20 protein-coding genes and 4 pseudogenes are annotated in these 18,603 nt (G+C 68.1%); 12 read left to right on the forward strand and 12 right to left on the reverse strand.

Annotated features, from left to right (window positions below):
- The first annotated feature begins 9 nt into the window (after positions 1–9).
- On the forward strand, positions 10–504 hold the full coding sequence (locus ACFYWI_RS09675; protein ID WP_389227889.1) for a MarR family winged helix-turn-helix transcriptional regulator: 495 nt from the start codon (positions 10–12) through the stop codon (positions 502–504).
- 162 nt (positions 505–666) lie between these two features.
- Positions 667–885: a hypothetical protein gene (locus ACFYWI_RS09680; RefSeq protein WP_389228357.1), complete on the forward strand. Its 219-nt coding sequence runs from the start codon at positions 667–669 to the stop codon at positions 883–885.
- On the opposite strand, the pseudogene ACFYWI_RS09685 reads toward ACFYWI_RS09680, so the two are convergent.
- Together ACFYWI_RS09685 and ACFYWI_RS09690 are read right to left on the reverse strand one after the other, a co-directional pair.
- Positions 807–1,060 (reverse strand): annotated as a pseudogene (locus ACFYWI_RS09685) (phenylacetate--CoA ligase family protein); the annotation flags it as partial. The gene ACFYWI_RS09680 and the pseudogene ACFYWI_RS09685 overlap by 79 nt on opposite strands.
- Positions 1,061–1,244: 184 nt before the next feature.
- Positions 1,245–1,552, reverse strand: a pseudogene (locus ACFYWI_RS09690) (Ku protein); the annotation flags it as partial.
- 1,228 nt (positions 1,553–2,780) lie between these two features.
- Here ACFYWI_RS09690 and ACFYWI_RS09695 point away from each other — a divergent pair.
- Positions 2,781–3,065, forward strand: coding sequence for a hypothetical protein (locus tag ACFYWI_RS09695; RefSeq protein ID WP_389227892.1), 285 nt, complete (start codon positions 2,781–2,783; stop codon positions 3,063–3,065).
- 288 nt (positions 3,066–3,353) lie between these two features.
- On the opposite strand, the gene ACFYWI_RS09700 is transcribed toward ACFYWI_RS09695, so the two are convergent.
- The 3 genes from ACFYWI_RS09700 to ACFYWI_RS09710 all read right to left on the reverse strand — a co-directional run bounded on the left by ACFYWI_RS09700 (position 3,354) and on the right by ACFYWI_RS09710 (position 5,803).
- Positions 3,354–3,572: a hypothetical protein gene (locus ACFYWI_RS09700; RefSeq protein WP_389227894.1), complete on the reverse strand. Its 219-nt coding sequence runs from the start codon at positions 3,570–3,572 to the stop codon at positions 3,354–3,356.
- Positions 3,573–3,657: 85 nt separating this feature from the next.
- Positions 3,658–4,125: a DUF6221 family protein gene (locus ACFYWI_RS09705; RefSeq protein ID WP_389227897.1), complete on the reverse strand. Its 468-nt coding sequence runs from the start codon at positions 4,123–4,125 to the stop codon at positions 3,658–3,660.
- A 97-nt stretch (positions 4,126–4,222) separates the two neighbouring features.
- A complete protein-coding gene (locus tag ACFYWI_RS09710; protein ID WP_389227900.1) occupies positions 4,223–5,803 on the reverse strand; it encodes a recombinase family protein in 1,581 nt (526 codons plus the stop codon).
- A 32-nt stretch (positions 5,804–5,835) separates the two neighbouring features.
- On the opposite strand from ACFYWI_RS09710, the pseudogene ACFYWI_RS09715 reads away from it, so the two are divergent.
- A pseudogene (locus ACFYWI_RS09715) lies at positions 5,836–6,357 on the forward strand (phenylacetate--CoA ligase); the annotation flags it as partial.
- On the opposite strand, the gene ACFYWI_RS09720 reads toward ACFYWI_RS09715, so the two are convergent.
- The gene (locus ACFYWI_RS09720; protein WP_389227903.1) at positions 6,335–7,846 is read right to left on the reverse strand and encodes a fatty acyl-CoA synthetase; all 1,512 of its coding nucleotides are present in this window, start codon (positions 7,844–7,846) and stop codon (positions 6,335–6,337) included. The pseudogene ACFYWI_RS09715 and the gene ACFYWI_RS09720 overlap by 23 nt on opposite strands.
- A gap of 133 nt (positions 7,847–7,979) precedes the next feature.
- Between ACFYWI_RS09720 and ACFYWI_RS09725 the strand changes: the two genes are divergently transcribed.
- The 3 genes from ACFYWI_RS09725 to ACFYWI_RS09735 all read left to right on the forward strand — a co-directional run bounded on the left by ACFYWI_RS09725 (position 7,980) and on the right by ACFYWI_RS09735 (position 9,500).
- Positions 7,980–8,231: a hypothetical protein gene (locus ACFYWI_RS09725; protein ID WP_389227906.1), complete on the forward strand. Its 252-nt coding sequence runs from the start codon at positions 7,980–7,982 to the stop codon at positions 8,229–8,231.
- Positions 8,232–8,849: 618 nt separating this feature from the next.
- A complete protein-coding gene (locus tag ACFYWI_RS09730) occupies positions 8,850–9,032 on the forward strand; it encodes a restriction endonuclease fold toxin-2 domain-containing protein (protein ID WP_389227909.1) in 183 nt (60 codons plus the stop codon).
- A gap of 9 nt (positions 9,033–9,041) precedes the next feature.
- On the forward strand, positions 9,042–9,500 hold the full coding sequence (locus tag ACFYWI_RS09735; RefSeq protein ID WP_389227912.1) for a hypothetical protein: 459 nt from the start codon (positions 9,042–9,044) through the stop codon (positions 9,498–9,500).
- Positions 9,501–9,710: 210 nt separating this feature from the next.
- Here ACFYWI_RS09735 and ACFYWI_RS09740 read toward each other — a convergent pair whose 3' ends face one another.
- Positions 9,711–10,439, reverse strand: coding sequence for a hypothetical protein (locus ACFYWI_RS09740; RefSeq protein WP_389227915.1), 729 nt, complete (start codon positions 10,437–10,439; stop codon positions 9,711–9,713).
- A 465-nt stretch (positions 10,440–10,904) separates the two neighbouring features.
- Here ACFYWI_RS09740 and ACFYWI_RS09745 point away from each other — a divergent pair.
- Positions 10,905–11,050 (forward strand): annotated as a pseudogene (locus tag ACFYWI_RS09745) (transposase); the annotation flags it as partial.
- On the opposite strand, the gene ACFYWI_RS09750 reads toward ACFYWI_RS09745, so the two are convergent.
- Positions 11,046–11,228, reverse strand: coding sequence for a hypothetical protein (locus ACFYWI_RS09750; protein WP_389227917.1), 183 nt, complete (start codon positions 11,226–11,228; stop codon positions 11,046–11,048). The pseudogene ACFYWI_RS09745 and the gene ACFYWI_RS09750 overlap by 5 nt on opposite strands.
- A gap of 77 nt (positions 11,229–11,305) precedes the next feature.
- Complete coding sequence (locus ACFYWI_RS09755) at positions 11,306–11,671, reverse strand: MerR family transcriptional regulator (protein ID WP_389227920.1); 366 nt, start codon at positions 11,669–11,671, stop codon at positions 11,306–11,308.
- 91 nt (positions 11,672–11,762) lie between these two features.
- Between ACFYWI_RS09755 and ACFYWI_RS09760 the strand changes: the two genes are divergently transcribed.
- A complete protein-coding gene (locus tag ACFYWI_RS09760; protein ID WP_389227923.1) occupies positions 11,763–12,242 on the forward strand; it encodes a hypothetical protein in 480 nt (159 codons plus the stop codon).
- A gap of 78 nt (positions 12,243–12,320) precedes the next feature.
- Here ACFYWI_RS09760 and ACFYWI_RS09765 read toward each other — a convergent pair whose 3' ends face one another.
- The gene (locus ACFYWI_RS09765) at positions 12,321–12,884 is read right to left on the reverse strand and encodes a hypothetical protein (protein WP_389227926.1); all 564 of its coding nucleotides are present in this window, start codon (positions 12,882–12,884) and stop codon (positions 12,321–12,323) included.
- 185 nt (positions 12,885–13,069) lie between these two features.
- On the opposite strand from ACFYWI_RS09765, the gene ACFYWI_RS09770 reads away from it, so the two are divergent.
- Together ACFYWI_RS09770 and ACFYWI_RS09775 are read left to right on the forward strand one after the other, a co-directional pair.
- Positions 13,070–14,296 (forward strand): cytochrome P450, encoded by a 1,227-nt coding sequence (locus ACFYWI_RS09770; protein ID WP_389227929.1) that lies wholly within the window; start codon positions 13,070–13,072, stop codon positions 14,294–14,296.
- Between the two features lie 449 nt (positions 14,297–14,745).
- Positions 14,746–15,702, forward strand: coding sequence for an AraC family transcriptional regulator (locus ACFYWI_RS09775; RefSeq protein WP_389227932.1), 957 nt, complete (start codon positions 14,746–14,748; stop codon positions 15,700–15,702).
- A 486-nt stretch (positions 15,703–16,188) separates the two neighbouring features.
- On the opposite strand, the gene ACFYWI_RS09780 is transcribed toward ACFYWI_RS09775, so the two are convergent.
- Entirely contained in the window at positions 16,189–16,890 is a 702-nt protein-coding gene (locus ACFYWI_RS09780) for a DUF6333 family protein (RefSeq protein ID WP_389227935.1), read from the reverse strand.
- A 257-nt stretch (positions 16,891–17,147) separates the two neighbouring features.
- Between ACFYWI_RS09780 and ACFYWI_RS09785 the strand changes: the two genes are divergently transcribed.
- Positions 17,148–17,306 (forward strand): hypothetical protein, encoded by a 159-nt coding sequence (locus ACFYWI_RS09785; protein WP_389227938.1) that lies wholly within the window; start codon positions 17,148–17,150, stop codon positions 17,304–17,306.
- Positions 17,307–17,407: 101 nt separating this feature from the next.
- Here ACFYWI_RS09785 and ACFYWI_RS09790 read toward each other — a convergent pair whose 3' ends face one another.
- Positions 17,408–18,487 (reverse strand): calcium:proton antiporter, encoded by a 1,080-nt coding sequence (locus ACFYWI_RS09790; RefSeq protein WP_389228335.1) that lies wholly within the window; start codon positions 18,485–18,487, stop codon positions 17,408–17,410.
- Between the last annotated feature and the right edge of the window lie 116 nt (positions 18,488–18,603).

Genomic DNA, 18,603 nt, shown 5'->3' on the forward strand with positions numbered 1-18,603 from the left:
CATCGAGTGGTGAACACCGAGACCGATTCCGCAGCCGACGACGCCGACCTCCTGCGCGAGGCCAGAGCTCTGACCCCGGCCCTTTACGCACTCGGGCGCGTCCTCCGATTCCGCGGCGTGGGCGAGGCCGGCCTGCTGCCACTGCCACCGTCCGACCTCGAAGTGCTGCGCTACGTACTCGATTCACCGGGCATCGGGGCAGGCGCGCTCGCCCGTGAGCTCGGGTTGCACGCGAGCAACGTCAGTACGACGGTGCGCGGCCTGGTCGCCCTCGGCCTGGTCCGCCGCGAGCCCGCCCCCCACGACCGCCGGGCCGTGTGCCTGTACCCGACGACGGAGGCGGTGCACGGCATGGCGCGAATCGAGAACGCCTGGGCGGAGATCTTCGCCGACTCGCTCGCCACGCTCCCTGATGCCGAACGCGCCGCGCTCGCTGCCGCCGTACCCGCGCTGCGCTCACTCGGCGCCTCCTTGCGAGAGCGGCGCCCAGCCTCCCTGCAGTAGCCGCTCACCCTCGCTCGGCGGCGCAACGACCTCACCTCCGTCGCTCATCACTTCACCCAGAGATGCGCATGCCTTGACTGCGGGCGGGGTGGGCTGGATAACTGAGCCGGATCAGCACGACCGAATGATCGGTCGCCCGGTTTGGGAACAGGAGTATTCCGTATGACGGACCTGCTGGACGCGGCGGAGCTGCTCGGCCGTGAGGAACTCGGAGCCCTGCAGCTGGAGCGGCTGCGGCGTACCTTGCGGCACGCGTACGAGAACGTCCCGTTCTACCGGGACGCCTTCGACAAGGCGGGGCTGCGTCCCGAGGACTGCCGCGCGAGTGCCTGCGAACGGGCCACCACATCGGCCCAGGTGTCCACGTCGCGCTCGGTGTAGCCGACGACGGTGGGACGGCCCGTGGTCCCGCTGGAGGCATGGATCCGCCGCACCCGCGACTGCTCGACCGCGAACATGCCGAACGGGTAGTTGTCCCGCAGGTCGGTCTTCGTGGTGAAGTGGTGAAGGGGAACCGGGCAAGATCGGCGAGGCTGCTGCGGGCGTCCCACGGCTGGTCTGCTGGGCGGGGCCGGTGGTCGTCGCCCTCCGGGTCAAGGACGACGTCATCGTCCTCCACTCGATGCGCTGGCCCGACGAGATCCGCTCACCCGAGACACTCGCCCCACCTCCCGTCGAGCTCGGCGCCTCCGAGATCGACGAAGTCATGGAGCTCGTGGACGTCATGTCGGATGAGCACATAGCAGCCCGAGTCGCTCGCGTCCGTGCCATGCAAACTTGGCGATGGCGACCTTGGAGCTGCGCTCGAGGGCCTGGCGGAGCAACTTGTACGGCTTCGCGGCCACGCCCTCCGCGCCCCTTTGCCGATCTCATGGTCGGCCAGCTGCTTGCCCTCGAGATCGCACACCTTGCGGTACCGGATGCGCCCCATGTCCTCGAGGTGGATCTGCCGGAACTCGATCCGGTGCGACTCAGTCGCGGACAGGACTTTGATCGGGATGGTGACCAGGCCGAACGAGATGGCGCCGGACCAGACGGGGCGGGGCATGACGAACCTCCGTGACAGCCCCGAGACCGTCAGCCTACGACCGGCTGGGCCGCGCAGCACAGGGAAGGCACCCCGCCAGCGCTACTCTCTCGGCCGACCAAGCGCCAACCCGGCGCGTGCGGCACGCCTGACCGCATCCACGTGCCCTTTCTTGCCAGGCAGCTCTACGCCCAGTGGCGGGGCTGTACGTGATGCGACCGGCGGCATTTTCTCCGCTAGCCAGGTCAACTGTGTCGGGCCGCCGCGGTCTCTGAGCGATGCTGAGGCCCCACGCTGCGAGGGGACGCGTGCTCTTTGGATTGTTCTTTGCATTCATGATTGTGGTCACTGCGGCGATCTGTTTGCTGACCTTGGTCGCGGCCGGGTTCTATCTCTATATGGGGTGGTCTCTCAGCCCGGGGCTTGGGATTCTTTCGACGGTGATGGTTGTCCTCGGGTTCTACCCGTTCGTGGCTCGGGCGTTAAAGAAAGAGCCTGTACAGGGTGGTGAGTAACCGAACGCCAGGTCCCGTGCGCCCCATCGTCCACTACACGCTCGTCCTCTGAGACGCACGAACGCCCCGCCTCCACGGGGGCAGAGGCGGGGCGTCGGATCTCGGCTGTCGCGCCTTGGGGGCCAGCGCCACTGTGCACGGCAGGTAGCCCCGTCACCGGCGCCTCGCGCAACAGGACCCCTGTGTGGCACGAGGGGGACAACGGGGCGGAGTCAGGCGCCGCCAGTTCTCTCGCGCTCCTCCTCAGCCCAGCGCTCCGCGAACTCTTTGACCTTCGGGTTCCGCTGCAGGAACTCCTCATCGGTCCCCGCCAACTCGGACTCGACACGCAAGCCCGAATCGTGAACCCGTCCGGCAGGGCCACCGTCCGGGTGCGCCACTTGTCGCTCATCGGGAACCTCCAACGACCGCCATCACGCTCACGGACATGCGCCTGCCCTCCCGTGGGGAGCCGGGAGGGAGCGCGCCCCGCCCGGGACGGATCCGGGCGGGGCAAGGGGTGGCGGCCCCGACAGGGGGGACGCAGGGCCACCGGGTGGTGCGCACAGCATGCACCCGCACATGCCCCAGGCATAGACGTGTGCACGACACCGGACGCACGAACGCCCCCGTGAAGGGGCGGGCCTCAAGGATGTGTGCAGGATCTACACGCGCCAGCCCCCAGATGCGAGTGTCCGCCAGCCGGGTGACCCTGGTGAAAGTGCCCTGACCCCCACACACCAGGGAGACACGTGATGATCAAGATGCTGCACGACAAGGGCTTCCGCAGCGAACACGCCTACACCGCAGCCTTCGTGTCCATCGGCCTCTCCATCGCCACCTGGGCGCTCAGCCTTAATGCCGAACCCGGCGCCGGCATCGACCGCGCCGACCGGTGGGGCATCTTCGTCGGCGAATGGGCCCCCACATTCTTCGGCCTCGGACTCGCCCTCTCCCACTACGAGCAGCAGGACGGCACCCTCACCGCCAGCGTCCGTGATATCCGCGAGGCGAAGGAGCGGCAGCAGGAAGCCATGTAGCACGAACGCCCGCCCCGGAGGGGGCGGGCGTAGGGCGCCGCCTCCAGGGCCTCTAACCCCGCTGCGGCGTTGTTCCCCGATGGGGCGCGGCGTGATGTGGGAGGGTCCAGTCACCTGGTCCCGGCCGCCTGTGCACCGGCCGTACCTCACACGCTGCCAAGAGATCGGACAGCTGGCCGACATTCCCCGGACCGCCCGGCCACGGCTGACCTGCGCGGGACTATGCTCGCGGAGCCATTGTCGGTAGTACCCCATAGCCTGCCCGGCATGACAGAGAAACTGGATCTCTCACAGCAGTACGACGAGCGCGCAGGCGCCGCGATCCTGGGCCTCTACAACCTCGCCGCCTCCGGCGGGGGCCACGCAGGCGGACCGGTCACAGACGCGTACCGCGATCTTCTGGACTTGATCGACGTTGAGTTTCGAGCCGGCATGGAATCTGGCGATGTAGAGAAGATCGTCACCGCGTGGAACAAGATGGGCGAAGTGACAGGGCATATTGCCCATGCGCACACCCGACTCGGGACGGTGCTTCTCGCCACCGTCGTCAACAACCTCAACTTCACACCCGAGGAGGCGATCCAGGGCGCAATCAGCGAATCACGCAGCCAGGCGCAGGATGCTCCCGCCCTTCGGGACGGTCATGGCGGTCGAGCTCTGGCCGAACTCGACGCGTCGGGCTCTCGGCGCGCATCGCCAGCGCGGACCCGAACACGGCGGCCTGCTCGGCGAGCGTGGATGGCGGAGTCGGGTCCAACACTCTCTGCCCCATACGGCTCCACGGGCCTGCCGTAGCTGCCTTCGCGGTCCGCTCGTCCTCGCCGAGCCGGGTCCGCAGGAACTCCACCAGGTCTCCGATCACGGCCGCCATTCCTCGCGGTAGTCGGGATGGTCGGCTTACGGCAGGGCCAGTAGGCGGAGCGTTGTGCAGGAGCTCGTGTCCTGCTGGGGGGTGAGGTCGACGAACCGGCGACCGGGTCCGCAGCTGTCGTAGGCAGGACACCGGTGTGGGCCGTCGTACACCTCCAGCAGCTCCCGCGTGGCTTCGACTTGGCAGCATCGAACCGCCGCCATCGGCGTTGACTCCGCAGCCATCTGGTCACCCGGCGGCGTCGCCTCCGCAGCCGCCTAGTCAACTGGCGCCCTCGCCCTCGCCGTTACCGGACGAGCCGTGTGTCGCGGTCACCCTGCCCGTCCTCGACCCCAACAGCTGCCTCCTGTCCACCGGGTAGCAGCGGCGTGAAGCCTTCCTGCCCGTAGAAGGACAGCACGACCCGGCCGGGCTCGATGCGTTTCACACCCGGCGCCCGTGCCTTGTAGAGCCGGATCGTCACCACCTGCTTCATCACGAACCGCTTCTGCGCCGGCTCCAGCCCGTCCCACACCTCATCGGCCATCGGATTGCCCAACAGGTCCTGAAGGATCGCCGGCACCGTGGCGTCGGCACGCTTGAGATCAGCCTCCGCCTTCTTTAGCTGAGGGCGGAGGCTCTTCTCCATCTCGCCCAGCGATGCCGACGACAGCTCAGGTTCGCCGTCGTCGTCGAACGTGGTGGCCATACGCCGCGCCTCTTTGAGCTGGCGGTCGATGGCTGCGATCTGGGTCCGGGCCTTCTTGGCGGCTCGGCCGTCCTTCGGCTTACGGAAGGCGGCCGCGGCCTCCTGGGAGCGGAGCCACTCGACCAGGGACTCTTCCACGTACGCCTCGAACTGGTCTGCGTTGACGGAGAGATCGAGGCTGGCACACCGGTAGACCCAGCGCCCCCGGGATGTCGTGGTCTTACGCAACACCGAGGTCCATGGGACGGCTGCGCCCTCGTGGACACTGCACAGCGGCAGCCCTGACAGCCAGTGCTTCCTCGCGGTGGACCACGCCCCGCCCGGGCCGCGCGTTTCCGCGTCCAGGAGGGCCTGCACCTCGTTGAACAGCTTCAGCGGGACGATGCCTTCCCACGTGCCGTTGTGCACCACGCCCTTGTGGACGCGTTTGCCGACGTAGGCCTGGTTGCGCAGAACGGACCCGACCGCGCGGTCGTTCCACGGCTTGCCCAGCCGGGTGACCTCCCCCAGCCCGTTGAGCCTCGCGGCGATGGACCGCTTGGACTTGCCCGCCTTGAACTCCTTGAACATCTTGACGACGTGCTTCGCCCGGGCGCCATCACCGACCTGCTCGAGCAGGTCGCCGGTGTCCGGGTCATAGATGCGCCGGAAGCCGTACGGCGCCGGGCCGTGCGGGCCGCCGGCAGCTGCGTTCTCTCGGGCCGTGCGCAGGTTGCGGTCACGGATGCCCTCGAGCTCGTCCTCTGCGCTTACTGCGTCCATGGCGGTCGCCTTGCGGTCCGCCCTCTTGCTCAAGTCGTAGACCTGACCGTTGTAACAGAGAAGGACTCCGGCGGCGTAGCACGCGTTGCGCAGCCGCACGTACGCCTCGAGGTCGCGGTAGTAGCGGGAGGCCTCGAAGGCGACGACGATGCGGACTTCCCGGTCCTCGATCCGTGCCAGCATGTCTTCGAAGTCGTCGCGCTTCTTGCGGGCGTGACGGGAGGCAGAGATGCCGGTGTCCTTGAAGACGTGCTTGACGGGCCACCCGTGCTCGTCCGCCAGTGACTTGCCATCCTTCAGCTGGTCCGCGACGGAGCGTCCCTTCTTCTTCGGGTCGACGCTGTTGCGGCCGTACAGAAAGCAGTTCCAGACAACGCCCGGGTGCACAAGGTGCAGGTAGGCGGGGTCGATTGGCATGGTCAGTAGCGTAGCGTGATGTACGGCATATGGTGCACTTTTCGGAGGACCATTTTTGCCCTGAGGACGTCGATCCGCTGACCGGTGAAGTGCTCCCCGACGGGGAGAGCGGCGAGCTCGTCTTCACCTCGCTCACCAAGGAGGCCATGCCCGTCATCCGTTACCGGACGCGGGATCTGACACGGCTGCTGCCGGGCACGGCCCGGGAGTTCCGGCGGATGGAGAAGGTGACCGGACGCAGCGACGACATGGTGATTCTGCGTGGTGTGAATCTCTTCCCCACCCAGATCGTGCTGCGCACCGCACATGTCGCCCCGCACTTCCAGTTGCGGCTGACCCGTGAGGGGCGCCTCGACGCGCTCACGGTGCGGGCCGAGGCACGGGCGCAGGCGACGCCGGATCAGCGGACTGCCGCCGAGCGCGCGATCGCGGCGGCCGTCAAGGACGGGATCGGGGTGTCGGTGACGGTGGAGGTGGTCGACCCCGGGACGCTGGAGCGCTCCGTCGGCAAGATCAAGCGGATCGTGGACCTCAGGGACCGGAAGGACGGCTGAATTTCTCGCGCAGCTCGCGCTTGAGGATCTTGCCGCTGGCGTTGCGCGGGAGCACATCCACGAACACGACCCGCTTCGGGGCCTTGAAGTGGGCGAGCCTCTCGCGTACATGGGTGATGAGTTCGGCCTCGCCGACCGTGTCGCGGGCAACGACGACAGCGGTCACCGCCTCGATCCAGCGCTCGTCGGGCAGGCCGATGACCGCGGTCTCCGCGACGGCGGGATGGGTGTAGAGGGCGTCCTCGACCTGGCGTGAAGCCACCAGCACACCCCCGGAGTTGATGACGTCCTTCACCCGGTCGACGACGGTGAAGTACCCCTCCGGGTCCCGTACGGCCAGGTCTCCGGAGCGGAACCAGCCGTCGCGGAAGGCCGCTTCGGTCTCCTCGGGTTTGTCCCAGTATCCCTCGCACAGCTGCGGGGAGCGGTAGACGACCTCGCCCGCGGTCCCGTCGTCGACCTCCTTGCCGTCCTCGTCGGCGACCATCGCCTCGACGAACAGCACGGGCCGGCCGCACGATTCCATGCGTCCCTCGTGCTCGCTGGGACCGAGCACGGTGGCGAGCGGGCCGATTTCGCTCTGCCCGAAGCAGTTGTAGAACCCGAGGCCGGGCAGGCTGGCACGCAGCCGTTCCAGGACGGGTACGGGCATGATCGACGCGCCGTAGTACGCCTTGCGCAGCGCGGCGAGGTCGCGGGCGTGGAAGTCCGGGTGGTTGGACAGACCGATCCACACGGTGGGCGGCGCGAAGAGGCTGTCGGCACGGCCGGCTTCGACAAGGTCGAAAATCTGCTCGGCATCGGGCGCGTCCAGGATGGTGTTCTCCGCGCCGACCGCGAGATACGGCAGCAGAAAGACATGCATCTGGGCTGAGTGGTACAGCGGCAGCGAATGGACGGGCCGGTCGTCGGCGGTCAGGTCCAAGGCGGTGATGGCGCTGACGTACTCGTGCACCAGGGCGCGGTGGGTCATCATCGCGCCCTTGGGCGATGCGGTGGTGCCCGAGGTGTACAGAAGCTGGACCAGGTCCTCGGCCTGCGGCCGGCGCACCGGGGTGAAGGGCCGGGGGCTTGCCAGTTCGGCCAGCAGTGAGGTGTCGGCGTCACGCAGCGGCCGTACGGGCAGGCCGGTGGGCAGCCGGGGCTCGAGGTCGGGGTCGGCGAGGACGAGCGCGCTGCCGGACTGCTCGAGGATGTACGCCAGGTCCTCGCCGGTAAGGTTCTGGTTGACCGGGACATGGACGAGTCCGGCTCGTGCGCAGGCCAGGAAGCCGATCAGGTAGGCGTCGGAGTTGTGGGCATAGGAGGCGACCCGGTCGCCGGGGCTCAGCCCATGGCCGGTGAGCACGCAGGCAGCGGTGCTGACAGCAGCGTCGAGTTCGGCGTAGCTCCAGGACCGCTCGGTGTAGCGCACCGCGGTCCGCCGGGGGGTACGCCGGGCACTGCGCCGTACGACGGAGTCGACTGTACTGCTGCGTACACCGGTCATGGCGCGATCCTGTGCGACGGCGCCCGAGGGGTCAAGACCACGGAAAGCGAACGGGATGTTGACACCGGCTCACCCGGCTGACTGCACGGACCAACCTGCTTACCACGCAGTCACTTTGGGAGGTGCGTTGCTCTTGCGTACCGGCCTTGGACGACTCGCGCTCACCGGTGTCACGCTGTTGACGGCGACGGCGACACGGCCGCCCGGCGCGGCCGCGGGCCTGCACGTGGGGCATCCGTCCGGCCGCGGCCTGTCGGCCGTCATCCGGTACACCGAGTACGGCATCCCGCACATCGTGGCGAAGGACTACGCGAACCTCGGCTTCGGCGCAGGCGGCCCACCAGCTGTGTGTTCTCGCCGACGGCTTCCTGACGGTACGCGGTGAGCGCTCGCGGGTCTTCGGCCCCGACGCTTCCCCGGACGGTTCGCTCTCGTCGGCAACGAGGAATCTGTCGAGTGACCTGTATTCCCGCGGTGTCCGAGAGGCGGGCACGGTCGAGAAACTGATGGCCACTCCCGCGCCGGCGCCCCGGCCGGGACGTGAAGGAGCTGATGCGCGGCGGGCTACAACACCTGGCTGCGGCAGAACCCACCGATCCGGCGTGCGCGAACGCCGACTGGGTGCGGGCGGTGACGACGCTGGACGTCGCACGGCGCGGCTTCGCCGTCTCGGGCGGCCGGGTCCTGGGCGGGTGCGGCGAGGTGGCCCCGACGCGAGCTGCGCCCGTCCGCGTCGATCTCGGCAGTACGGACCGGTGCCGACGGATGCGCGTTCGCGGTCCCCATGGGGAAATCCGTGAACTTCCCCATGGGGAATATCGTGAACGTCCACAGGGCTCATGTCCTCATCCGCGCGAGCGGAGGTAAGCCGAAGAAGGAGTACGGCGTCAACCTGGCTGTGACGTCCTCTCCGCGCGAGCGGAGGTGAGCCGCGGTACGACGACCCACCGCAAGGTCCAGCCTGCCCCGCGGAGTCACGCCGTTCTACCTGGCTACCCGCACCGTGACGGCATGTACGTGGAGGACGGGAAGTAAAGCGCACTACCGTGCAGCGCTCTCCGACCCACGCAACGACGAGATGCGCGGCTTCGAGATCATCACGAACGACAAGCGGTCCGCTCCCTACTGGCAGAGCATGATGGCCATGAGCGGCGGCATAACAGGCACCGCACGCTACATGCAGTAGGGAGACAGGATGACGGCCCCGGACGCGCTGAGGACGACGTTCAGTTTCGCTCCGCCGGTCAACGATGCTGCGGCCTGGCACCTGCAGCTCAACGACCTCGCAGCAGAAATCGTCGAAGCCTTCCCCGGAGCATCCACCTCCCTGGGCGGAGACCTCGGCCCCCGGTCGGCGGACGCCTTGTCCTTCGAAGTGCCACTGGGCGGTGGATTGTGGCTGGAGGGGCTGGCCACCACCCCCTATCCGGGAAGCGGTTCGGTCATGGTGGTGCAAGCATCGGCAGCCGAGGCCGCAAGATTTGCTGTCTGGTTGCGTGACTCGTTTGTCCCTGCTCCCGACCTGGTCCATTTCACCAGCGAATTGGCGCTGAACAGCGGCGACGACGCGTATTGGGTTCTCGCTCCGCACGGGAGCATCGATGAGATCGCGCAGACGCTTCAGCAGCACATCGACTCGACCGGTCGTTCGTGACGACAGGGGCGGCGAGCTGCGTCTTGCCAACCCAGCCCTGGTATCGGCTTCTCCCACGGCCTGCGCAAGTCTGTGGCCGGCGGGCGGGCGAGGTCATCGCCGGGCCGTCCGTGCACAACAACACGTCCGTCAACTCGAACAGGGCGTGCCCGCGTCCGCTCAGGCAGTTGCAGAGGGCAAAAATCGTCAAACGCCCAGAGAGCCTGCTCCTCAGGTCGCGGCGGGGATGTAGCGCGCTGCTGCGAGTTTGGCCATCGTTCGAAGTCTCGTGAAATAGGAGGCGCAGTACTCCTCGTCGATCAGGGGCACGATCTTGTCGAGGTCGGCGATGCACGCCCAGAGGATGGCAATGCCACTGTTGTCGAGTCCGCCGTTCAGCTCTCTCTGGACGAGGCCGGCGACGTCGGCGTCCAGGAGGATCAGCTCCACGCCCTCAATGTCCACGCCGCGGAAGCTTGCGGGGAACAGTGCGCGCCGGTGTTCCTCCCACAGCCGGGCGAGTCGGTCCTCAGGCTGTGCTCCGCTCATGTCGGCGGCTGTCGCCTCTGCCGCAGATGGTGGGCGAAGGAGCAGGGAAACAGCATCGAAGACGGCACGCACCATGTCGATGGCCCTGGCCGGGCCGAGAGCGGCACTTGTCGCGGCGCCCTGCGTGAGCTTGTCGCGCAGCAGTCGGCTGCGGTCGAGTTCGGCGGCGAGTTCGGCCGCGATGAGCCCTGCGTCGGTGGCCCGCTCGATCAGGTCCTGGAGTGGTTTGTTGACGGCCAGACGCTCGGCAAGGACGTGCTCCAGGGCGAACAGGGAATGCGTGACGGCGACGGTGGCGAACTCGTACCGGTAGTAGAAGTGCCGGATGAGCTCGCGGGAGGTTTCCATCGCGCTCATGACGTACATCGACGCGTCGCCCGGCAGAACCAGGTCGGCAACCAGGGCGTGCATGCCCGCATAATCGAGAACGACGTCGCGGGCGCGCGGGTCCGGTACTGGCAGAGGTAGCGGGCCGGGCAACGGCGGCAGGGTGTTCACCAGTGCAGTCTTGTCGTCTGAAGGCTGTCGGTGCCATCGGATTCCCCGGGGCGGTTGGCGACCCGCCGCCGCATGTCGACACTGGCCCGCGGTCCGACCTTGAAGAACAAGCTGAAGCCGTCTCCATACCGATCGTCGAGCTTGGGGCTCGAACAGGGTTCTGGATCGGATGATCTCGGGGTGATCAGTACGTGGGCACAGGGCTCTTGGTAGTTCGGGGGTATTGAGGCCGACCGATCCGTCCAGGAGGCCCTGTTGCCGCAGTTGTACGCGCTCGCGGCAGACCACTTCACCGGTGGCGCCGGCGTCGCCGCCGTCCGCGGGCGGCGACCTGCTTCGTTCAACTCGACTGTCGTGTCGTGCGATTACCTCACCCATGTGTACGGGAACGCGGCTGATCGGCCGGAGCGGGTGCGAAGGTACCCCTCGGACATGACGGACGCGGAGTGGGCAGCGATCCGCCCGTTGCTGCCGGTGCCGCCCTGATCGACGCGGTCCGTTACGTCGTCGACAACGGCGTCAAATGACGCTCGGCGCCTGCCGACTCTCCGGCCTGGGACCGGCCTCGTCGTCCGGCTCGATGACCTGGTGTATGGGCGGGTCGTCGGCGGCGAGCATGCTGACGGAGCGCCCTTGTACGTCGGAGTCGGCTGTGGCCGGCAACGTGTCCAAGGCCGCTTGGTTCACCATGCGCTGGGCCACCCGCTCCCCACCTTGCTCCCACTTCGAAACGAACTTCTCCGCTGATCGGCCAGACCTCGGCGTTCTCGACTTCGTGCTCAGCCGGATTGACCGGCTGCCCGCAACGGGCATCCAGTGCCGACGCGCGCGGTGAGTTCGGCCCGCAGGGCGGCGAGTTCGGCCATGCGTACCTCGATGACCTGGATCTTCTCCTCGAACAGCGCAGACAACGCTTCCGCGGCGTCCGGTGCCTCGCGCAGCTCCTCGCCGTGTCGCGCGATCTCCGCCAGTGAGAATCCGAGCGCCTGCGCGGTGCGGACATAGTGCAGCCAGGCCACTGCCTCGGGCGGAAAGTCGCGATATCCGTTGGCCAGTCGCCGACCCGCGACGAGGCCGACCTTCTCGTAGAACCGGATGGTGTCTCTGGTCATGCCCGCCTGCGCGGCCAACTCTCCGATACGCATGGCTCTCCGTCGAATGATGGGCTTGACCTTGGACCGTACTCCAGTCTTTACGGTGAGGCGTCGCTGTCACGAGACCAGCTGGAGCCTCATTGTGATCCGTCTCTTCGCCCCCGCACGCCCCGCCTATCTCCGTGTCGTACGCGCGAGCGCCTGGTACGACCTCGTCGTTACGGCGGGCTTCGCGACGCCATGGACGTACGCACTGGTGCACAACGCTCTGTCATCGTGGGGCGACGCACTCGGGCTGGGCGTCCTGCCCGAACTTGACCCGGTGCAGACCCTGTACGCGAATCTGATGGGTTCGGTCGTGGTCGTCTGGGCCGTGCTGCGGATCGTCCGGCCGCTGGCGGTGCACGGACTGCTCGACGGCTTCGCGCGCACGCTGTTCGCGACTTGGCAGGCGTACGCGCTGGCCCACGGTGCAATGCGGTTGCTGTGGCTGTTCTTTGTCGTCGAGGTGGCGTTCGGCGTCGCCCAGCTCGTGCCGTGGTGGCGGAACCAGCACACCAATCCGGTGGACGACCGTACCGGCCGGGCCGATGGGCACCCGCTCAGCGCGCCGAGGCAGTGACTCCCGGGTCAGGGCAAGTGCCCCGGTACCCCTCACACATGCTCTGCTTGCCCCCGTCCCACACAGTTGAGCCGCGGTTCATCGGGTGGAGAGGCGCTGCTCCAGCCGGCCAGGTCCTGGAGGGCACTGGGGCGCGCAGTCGGGGCAGACATACACCGCCCTGGCGGGACCGGAGGGGGACTCGATGATGCGCACGAGGACCGGCGCTTCGGTGCTGCGCTCGCAGCGGCAGCAGTTGCGTGCCAGCGGGCGGGACCGGGTGGTCGCGGCCAGCGCCGTGTGGAGCGCGGAGTGCAACCGCTCGGTGCTCGTCCAGCACCGCTCTCGCGTCGGCGGAACGTGCCAGTGGAGCCCCGGCCCGGACGTACGGTGCTGGGGCGGAACCGCCACATGGCAGCTCTGTCCGAGCACTTGGACCTGCGGCAACTGCCAGTGGTCGGCGCTCCCCGCCCGGATCAGCCAGTAGAGGATGCTGCCGTAGTCGTCGTTGATCACGGCCCCCGCATCGCCCCCGAGGCACTCGAGGGCACGGACACCGAGGCTGAGCGGCACGCGTACGGCGTCCCACCACTGACCTGCGGGCAGTGCCTGTACCTCCCGGCCACACAGCTGCACCCATTGCGGGACTCTGCTGATCGTCATAGGTCTTCACCGGTCTTCCTGTCGGATGCCCATGACCGTAGGACGGTCCGAGAAGCGTCACTTGTGTGCACGCGTAGGGAAGTTGCCATCGCACGCAGCGTGCGCGAGGCGCTCTCGCTCCGAGTTGCTACCACGGCGTAGCGTGATGCCAGAGTCGTATTGGAGTTCGAACCAGGGAGTCCCTGATGGCAGCCCAGCCCCGTGTGGTGATAGACCCGACCGGCCGCGACATCCATGGCGAAGCCGCACACATACGTGAGCAAGGACCGGTGACACGCGTCGAGCTCCCGGGCGGAGTACAGGCGTGGGCGGTCAGCAGCCCCGGCCTGCTGAAGGAACTGCTCACCGATCCACGGGTCTCCAAGGACCCTCGCCGGCACTGGCCGGCCTGGATCAATGGGGAGATCTCCCCGCAGTGGCCCTTGTTCACCTGGGTGGCGGTGCAGAACATGTTCACCGCGTACGGCGGCGAGCACAAGCGCCTGCGGACACTGGTCGCCAGGGCGTTCACCGCGCGCCGGACCGCCGCTCTGCGGCCGCGTATCGAAGAGATCACCACAGGTCTGCTGGACCGTATCGCCTCGGCCGGTCAGCAGGGAGGCGTGGTGGATCTACGGGAGCAGTTCGCCTATCCGCTGCCGATCCAGGTGATCAGTGAGCTCTTCGGCCTCCCCCACGAGAACCGGGAGGAGCTGCGGCACCTTGTCGACAGCATCTTCCACACCTCCGCCGACCCCAACGAGGTCACCGCCACCTACGCACGGCTCTACGCCGTCCTGGGCGACCTCGTCACCGCCAAACGGCAGGCGCCCGGCGACGACATGACCACCGAGCTGATCACCGCACGAGACGACGAGAGCGACACGCGGCTGAGCGAGCAGGAACTCCTCGACACCCTGGTGCTCATGATCAGCGCCGGTCACGAGACCACGGTAAATCTCATCGACAACGCCATCCACGCGATGCTCACCCACCCGGAACAACTCGCGCAGGTACGTGCGGGCCGCGCTTCGTGGGACGACGTGGTCGAGGAGACACTGCGCTTCGATGCACCGGTCGCCAGCCTGCCCCTGCGCTACGCCGTGGAGGACATCACGCTGGACGGGACGGTGATCCGCAAGGGCGAAGCGATCCTGGCCTCGTACGCCGCCGCCGGCCGCTGTCCCGAGCGCCACGGGAAGGACGCCGACCGCTTCGACGTCAGCCGGGCCGACAAGGAGCACCTCGCCTTCGGCCACGGCGTGCACTTCTGTCTCGGCGCTCCCCTGGGCCGCCTGGAGGCATCCATCGCGCTCCCGGCACTGTTCGAACGGTTCCCCGGCATCACCCTCGCCGTGCCGCAGGAAGAGTTGCGGCCCGTGGACTCCTTCATCTCCAACGGCCACCGCGCCCTGCCCGTACGCCTCTTCTGACTGCCCCACGGGCCGCGTCGCGGCACCGGTTGCCGTCCGCGACGAGTCCTCCGGGGTCCTGGACCTTCGGCAGGCCACTCGGTCCGCGGACGGCGGCGGGCGCGAACCGTACCGGCAGGGCGTGGCGCGCACGGTGGAAGAGGCCGGGCTGTCGGACCGGTTCGTCGGGGCGGACCGCCAACTCCCCGCCGGGAGGCGGCCGAGCGGTTTCCCGAATACCACCTTGCGATGAGCAGACCGACGGCCAGGCGTGTTTGCCCCACGCGCAAGGGATTTGCCCTGAGGCGCAGAGCCGGCAACGACGCACAAACATGCGTGGTTCACGGAGTCTGCGGAGCTCAGAAGCCTGTATTACACTCCGCGCTCAGACAACTACCGTTATTTGCCGGTTAGTTGAAGATTCGCACATTGCTGACGTCAGGAAACGGACCACAGCGGAGGAGGTCTGGGTGCCCGGGGGAACGTACAGCGTGGAGTCGTTGTCGACCGGGGATGTGGAGCCTCGTGAACGCGCCGAGTTCTGGCGCGAGCACATCGCCTCCTATCAGTCCAGGATGGACTACAGATACGCACGCACGGACAACTTCCGTGGTGAGACGGTTCGCCAGCACACGGAGACCTATCAGCTCGTCCGCTTCCGGTCGGACGAGATCGAGTACACCCGGACGGCACGTCAGGTCCGGCAGGACCCGGACGAGGACTACCGGTTCCTGCTCCCGCTCAGCGGAGCGATTGTGCTGCGGCAGGATGACCAGGAGGCACGGGTGACGCCGGGGACCGGGACTCTGGTCACCTTCGGATCACCCTTCGAGTGCATCCAGGAGCAGGCAAGCGACGCCTTCATCCTCACGATCCCCGCCCGCGAGGTGGACGGCCCGCTGAACCGGAATTCGCCGCTGGCCGTCGGGCTGGATCTGAGCAGGGGCCTGGGCCACGTACTGAGCTCCATGCTGAACAGCCTTTTCAAGGAGCGCGAGAGCCTCACCGACCCCCAGTTCAACGCCGTGTCCGACCGTATCGTCGAGCTACTGTGCATGCTCGCTACCGGTGACGACCGCCCGGACGCGCCGGGGCATCTGGTCGAGGTGGAAGCCATGGTGCGCCGCTTCGTACGCGGACACGCGGCCGATCCGGAGCTGACCGGCGCGTCGATGGCACAGGCACTGGGGTGGTCATTACGGCAGGTGCAGCTGGCGCTGCAGCGCGTGGGGACCACCCCCCGGGAGCTGATCCGGGAGGAGCGGTTGCGGCTCGTGCGGGACCGGCTGCAGTGCCCCGAGTTCGAGCACATGACGATCACGGATCTGGCGTACGCGTCGGGCTTCTCCTCCGCGAGCACGCTCAGCACCGCGTTCCGGCAGCGCTTCGGGGTGAGTCCCCGGGAGATGCGGTGCCGCAGCCGCTGACCTGGTGACCGTCCCGCCGGAGCCGCAAGGCGAGCGCAGTCCGGAGTCTGGCATCGGCCGATGTGTTCCGGGCCGGAACGGCGTATCGCACGGCAGCGATCGGTGCTGCTTGTTCGGCGCCCGGACTGCGGCCCTGTTCGGCGCTCCAAGCTGTGGCGGAAGAGGGCGGTTTCTCCATACCCGGTGACCACCACCCCGGGCATCACTCTGCCGACTCTCACGCTCCGTGGTGCCAACTCACCTGCTCAGGTGCCGACTGGGGCGCTTCGAAGCCGTATCTCGACCGAACGTGATCGTTTGACTTGGCTGGTCAGGCATGGTTCGGTCGGCTTGAGGGAGAGTCTCGACGTCCTGTTCCCGCTTCATGGTCGAGGGGTGCGCGCTGGCGTCGATGCTGGGATTGCTGGAGGCGCGGGAAGCGGATGCCCGTGCGGGTGGATGCGGGTGGAGGGGTAACCACCCCTTCGACGGATCGGCCGCTGCGGGTCACTCCGGGTACCAGACCTCTTCGATGTTTTCCTGGGTGTCCTCCGGCCGGGATACCTTGAACACCGACACCATCAGCGTCTCGTTCGCCAGCGGGAGGTACAGGCCGCAGGCGATCAGATTGAGGTACTCGCCCCAGTTCAAGCCGTCCGGGTCATCGAAGTCCAGGCCCTCCGCGCCGGGGCTTTCCGGGTCGATCCCGCACACCTGCAAAGCCTCCGCCTGATTCCCGCTGACGGTCATCTCGTCCCACCCGTCCGCAAGCACGTCCGGCGCTCCGGGGACATGGACCAGGTACTTGCCGTAGGTGAGGGAGAAGTCCATCTCGCACGCGCCGATGATGCGGGCATCGGGGTGAGCCTTGACCTGCCCGTCGAAGACCGGATCGAGGTTGCAGGAGCCGGTTCCGTCCTCCCCGAACGCGGGGTCGGTGATCTGCACGACGCCGCCCCAGCAGCCCACGGTGACGTAGTCCAGGTCATCGAAGGTCGTCGGCGAACGGACGTCGAGGCGCGACATCGGGGCCAGCTCCTCCACGCCGGCCACCGTGGGCAGCTCGCGCACGATCGCGCGGGCGCGGGCCGGGTCATGTGCGGGGGCCTGGTCGATGGTTCGGTAGGTGTAGCGGACCGGGGGCGGGGGGTGTACGCGGGTGATCTGAGTGATGCTGTGGCGACAAGTGGTGGCACGGTCGAGGCTCATGAGGGGCGAGCTTAGGGCAGGGCGCCGTCAGGCAACGATCGGCGCGGCAGCGGCCAATCAGGCTGCTTCAGCAAGGAGTTGAGGTCCTCGCGTATGGGGCTGGCGGTGTCATGTCACGGGCCCGGCCGAACCTCACGAACCGCCCTACGGCGGGCTCGGCCCCAGGCCTCTGCCTCGCTACCGCACCCGGCCCGTGAGCCTGCCACACCATCCCCGAACCGAGAAGCCAGCGGACCGTCGGATCCGGGGCAGCAAGGGTGGTCGCCCTGGCGGCTTCGACGAACCCTGCGTCGGCGCACCATCGCGACCAGACGACGCTGTTCTCGGACGAGCGCTGGGTGACCTCGCGCTTCTGCAAGCGGAACATCATGCGGTCGCCGGAGCTGGAGGTGGTGCGGGTGCGCGAGCGCGGCTGAGTGCAGGACCGGTGGCGTAAGCGCCGGGCTCACGGACGCATGGCTTCAGGGCATCGAGACGTCAGGGGTCCGGGGCTTCGGGGCTTCAGGGATCTGCGGCTTCAGGGCTTCAGGGCGAGGAAGACGAAGGCGGCGAAGATCGCCAGATGCACTCCGCTCTGGAGCAGCGTGGCCCGGCCCGGTACCACGGTCAGGGCACCCACGACGACCGTGAGCGCGAGCAGCACCAGATGGGTGGCGCCGAGCCCGAGTACCAGCGGTCCCTCCAGCCAGACCGTGGCGAGCGCGATGGCGGGGATCGTCAGTCCGATGCTCGCCATCGCCGAGCCGAACGCCAGATTGAGGCTGGTCTGCACGCGTTCGCGGCGTGCGGCCCTCACGGCGGCGATGGTCTCGGGCAGCAGCACCAGCAGCGCGATGACGACGCCGACGACGGCGTGCGGCAGGTCGGCGGAGCCCACCCCCGACTCGATTGCGGGGGACACCGCCTTGGCGTCACCCACCACGGCCACCAGGGCCACGATCAGCAGGGTGAGGCTGAGGATCGTCGCCGGACGGCTGGGCGGCGGCGCGTGCGAGTCGTCGTCCTCCTTGAGTTCACCCTCCTGGGTGAGAGGCAGGAAGTAGTCCCGGTGGCGCACCGTCTGGACCGCGACGAATAGTCCGTACAGGCTCAAAGAGGCGATGGCCGCGAACACGAGCTGCGCCTGGGAGAACTCCGGTCCCGGTTCCGAGGTGGTGAAGGCCGGCAGCACCAGGCTGAGTGTGGCCAGTGTCGCCACGGTGGCGAGCGCGCCGCCGGTTCCCTCGGCGTGGAAGACGGCCACCTTGGTCCGCAGCGCCGCCACGAGCAGGCACAGCCCGACGATCCCGTTGCAGGTGATCATGACGGCGGCGAAGACGGTGTCGCGCGCGAGCGTGGAGCCCTTGGTGCCCCCGTCGGCCATCAGTGTGACGATCAGAGCGACCTCGATGACCGTCACCGCGACCGCCAGCACCAGGGACCCGAACGGCTCCCCCACCCGGTGCGCGACCACTTCGGCGTGGTGCACCGCGGCGAGGACCGCTCCCGCCAGGCACAGGGCGACGACGGCGACCGCGAGGGGCGGCAGGCTGCGGCCCCAGCTCAGCGCCAGGGCGGCCACCGCGACCAGCGGCACCCAGACGGTCCACCGGGTCATCACGGATGTGCTGTTCACCGCGCTCATGGTTGACAGGCTGCCAGCGGCCGGCGGCCTGCGCGCGACGGGCCGGACTGCCGAGCGGGGGCCGTCACAGCGGCCGCGTTCGTGGTCCG

Source organism: Streptomyces sp. NPDC002889 (genome assembly GCF_042888425.1).
Taxonomy (GTDB): Bacteria; Actinomycetota; Actinomycetes; order Streptomycetales; family Streptomycetaceae; genus Streptomyces.

Excerpts from the sequence above, each read along its gene's own strand:
- ACFYWI_RS09680 (WP_389228357.1), top strand. The coding sequence starts at position 667 with ATGACGGACCTGCTGGACGCGGCGGAGCTGCTCGGCCGTGAGGAACTC.
- ACFYWI_RS09695 (WP_389227892.1), top strand. The coding sequence starts at position 2,781 with ATGATCAAGATGCTGCACGACAAGGGCTTCCGCAGCGAACACGCCTAC.
- ACFYWI_RS09700 (WP_389227894.1), bottom strand. The coding sequence starts at position 3,572 with ATGGGCAATATGCCCTGTCACTTCGCCCATCTTGTTCCACGCGGTGAC.
- ACFYWI_RS09705 (WP_389227897.1), bottom strand. The coding sequence starts at position 4,125 with ATGCTGCCAAGTCGAAGCCACGCGGGAGCTGCTGGAGGTGTACGACGG.
- ACFYWI_RS09710 (WP_389227900.1), bottom strand. The coding sequence starts at position 5,803 with ATGCCAATCGACCCCGCCTACCTGCACCTTGTGCACCCGGGCGTTGTC.
- ACFYWI_RS09720 (WP_389227903.1), bottom strand. The coding sequence starts at position 7,846 with ATGACCGGTGTACGCAGCAGTACAGTCGACTCCGTCGTACGGCGCAGT.
- ACFYWI_RS09735 (WP_389227912.1), top strand. The coding sequence starts at position 9,042 with ATGACGGCCCCGGACGCGCTGAGGACGACGTTCAGTTTCGCTCCGCCG.
- ACFYWI_RS09740 (WP_389227915.1), bottom strand. The coding sequence starts at position 10,439 with ATGCACGCCCTGGTTGCCGACCTGGTTCTGCCGGGCGACGCGTCGATG.
- ACFYWI_RS09755 (WP_389227920.1), bottom strand. The coding sequence starts at position 11,671 with ATGCGTATCGGAGAGTTGGCCGCGCAGGCGGGCATGACCAGAGACACC.
- ACFYWI_RS09765 (WP_389227926.1), bottom strand. The coding sequence starts at position 12,884 with ATGACGATCAGCAGAGTCCCGCAATGGGTGCAGCTGTGTGGCCGGGAG.
- ACFYWI_RS09770 (WP_389227929.1), top strand. The coding sequence starts at position 13,070 with ATGGCAGCCCAGCCCCGTGTGGTGATAGACCCGACCGGCCGCGACATC.
- ACFYWI_RS09780 (WP_389227935.1), bottom strand. The coding sequence starts at position 16,890 with ATGAGCCTCGACCGTGCCACCACTTGTCGCCACAGCATCACTCAGATC.
- ACFYWI_RS09790 (WP_389228335.1), bottom strand. The coding sequence starts at position 18,487 with ATGACCCGGTGGACCGTCTGGGTGCCGCTGGTCGCGGTGGCCGCCCTG.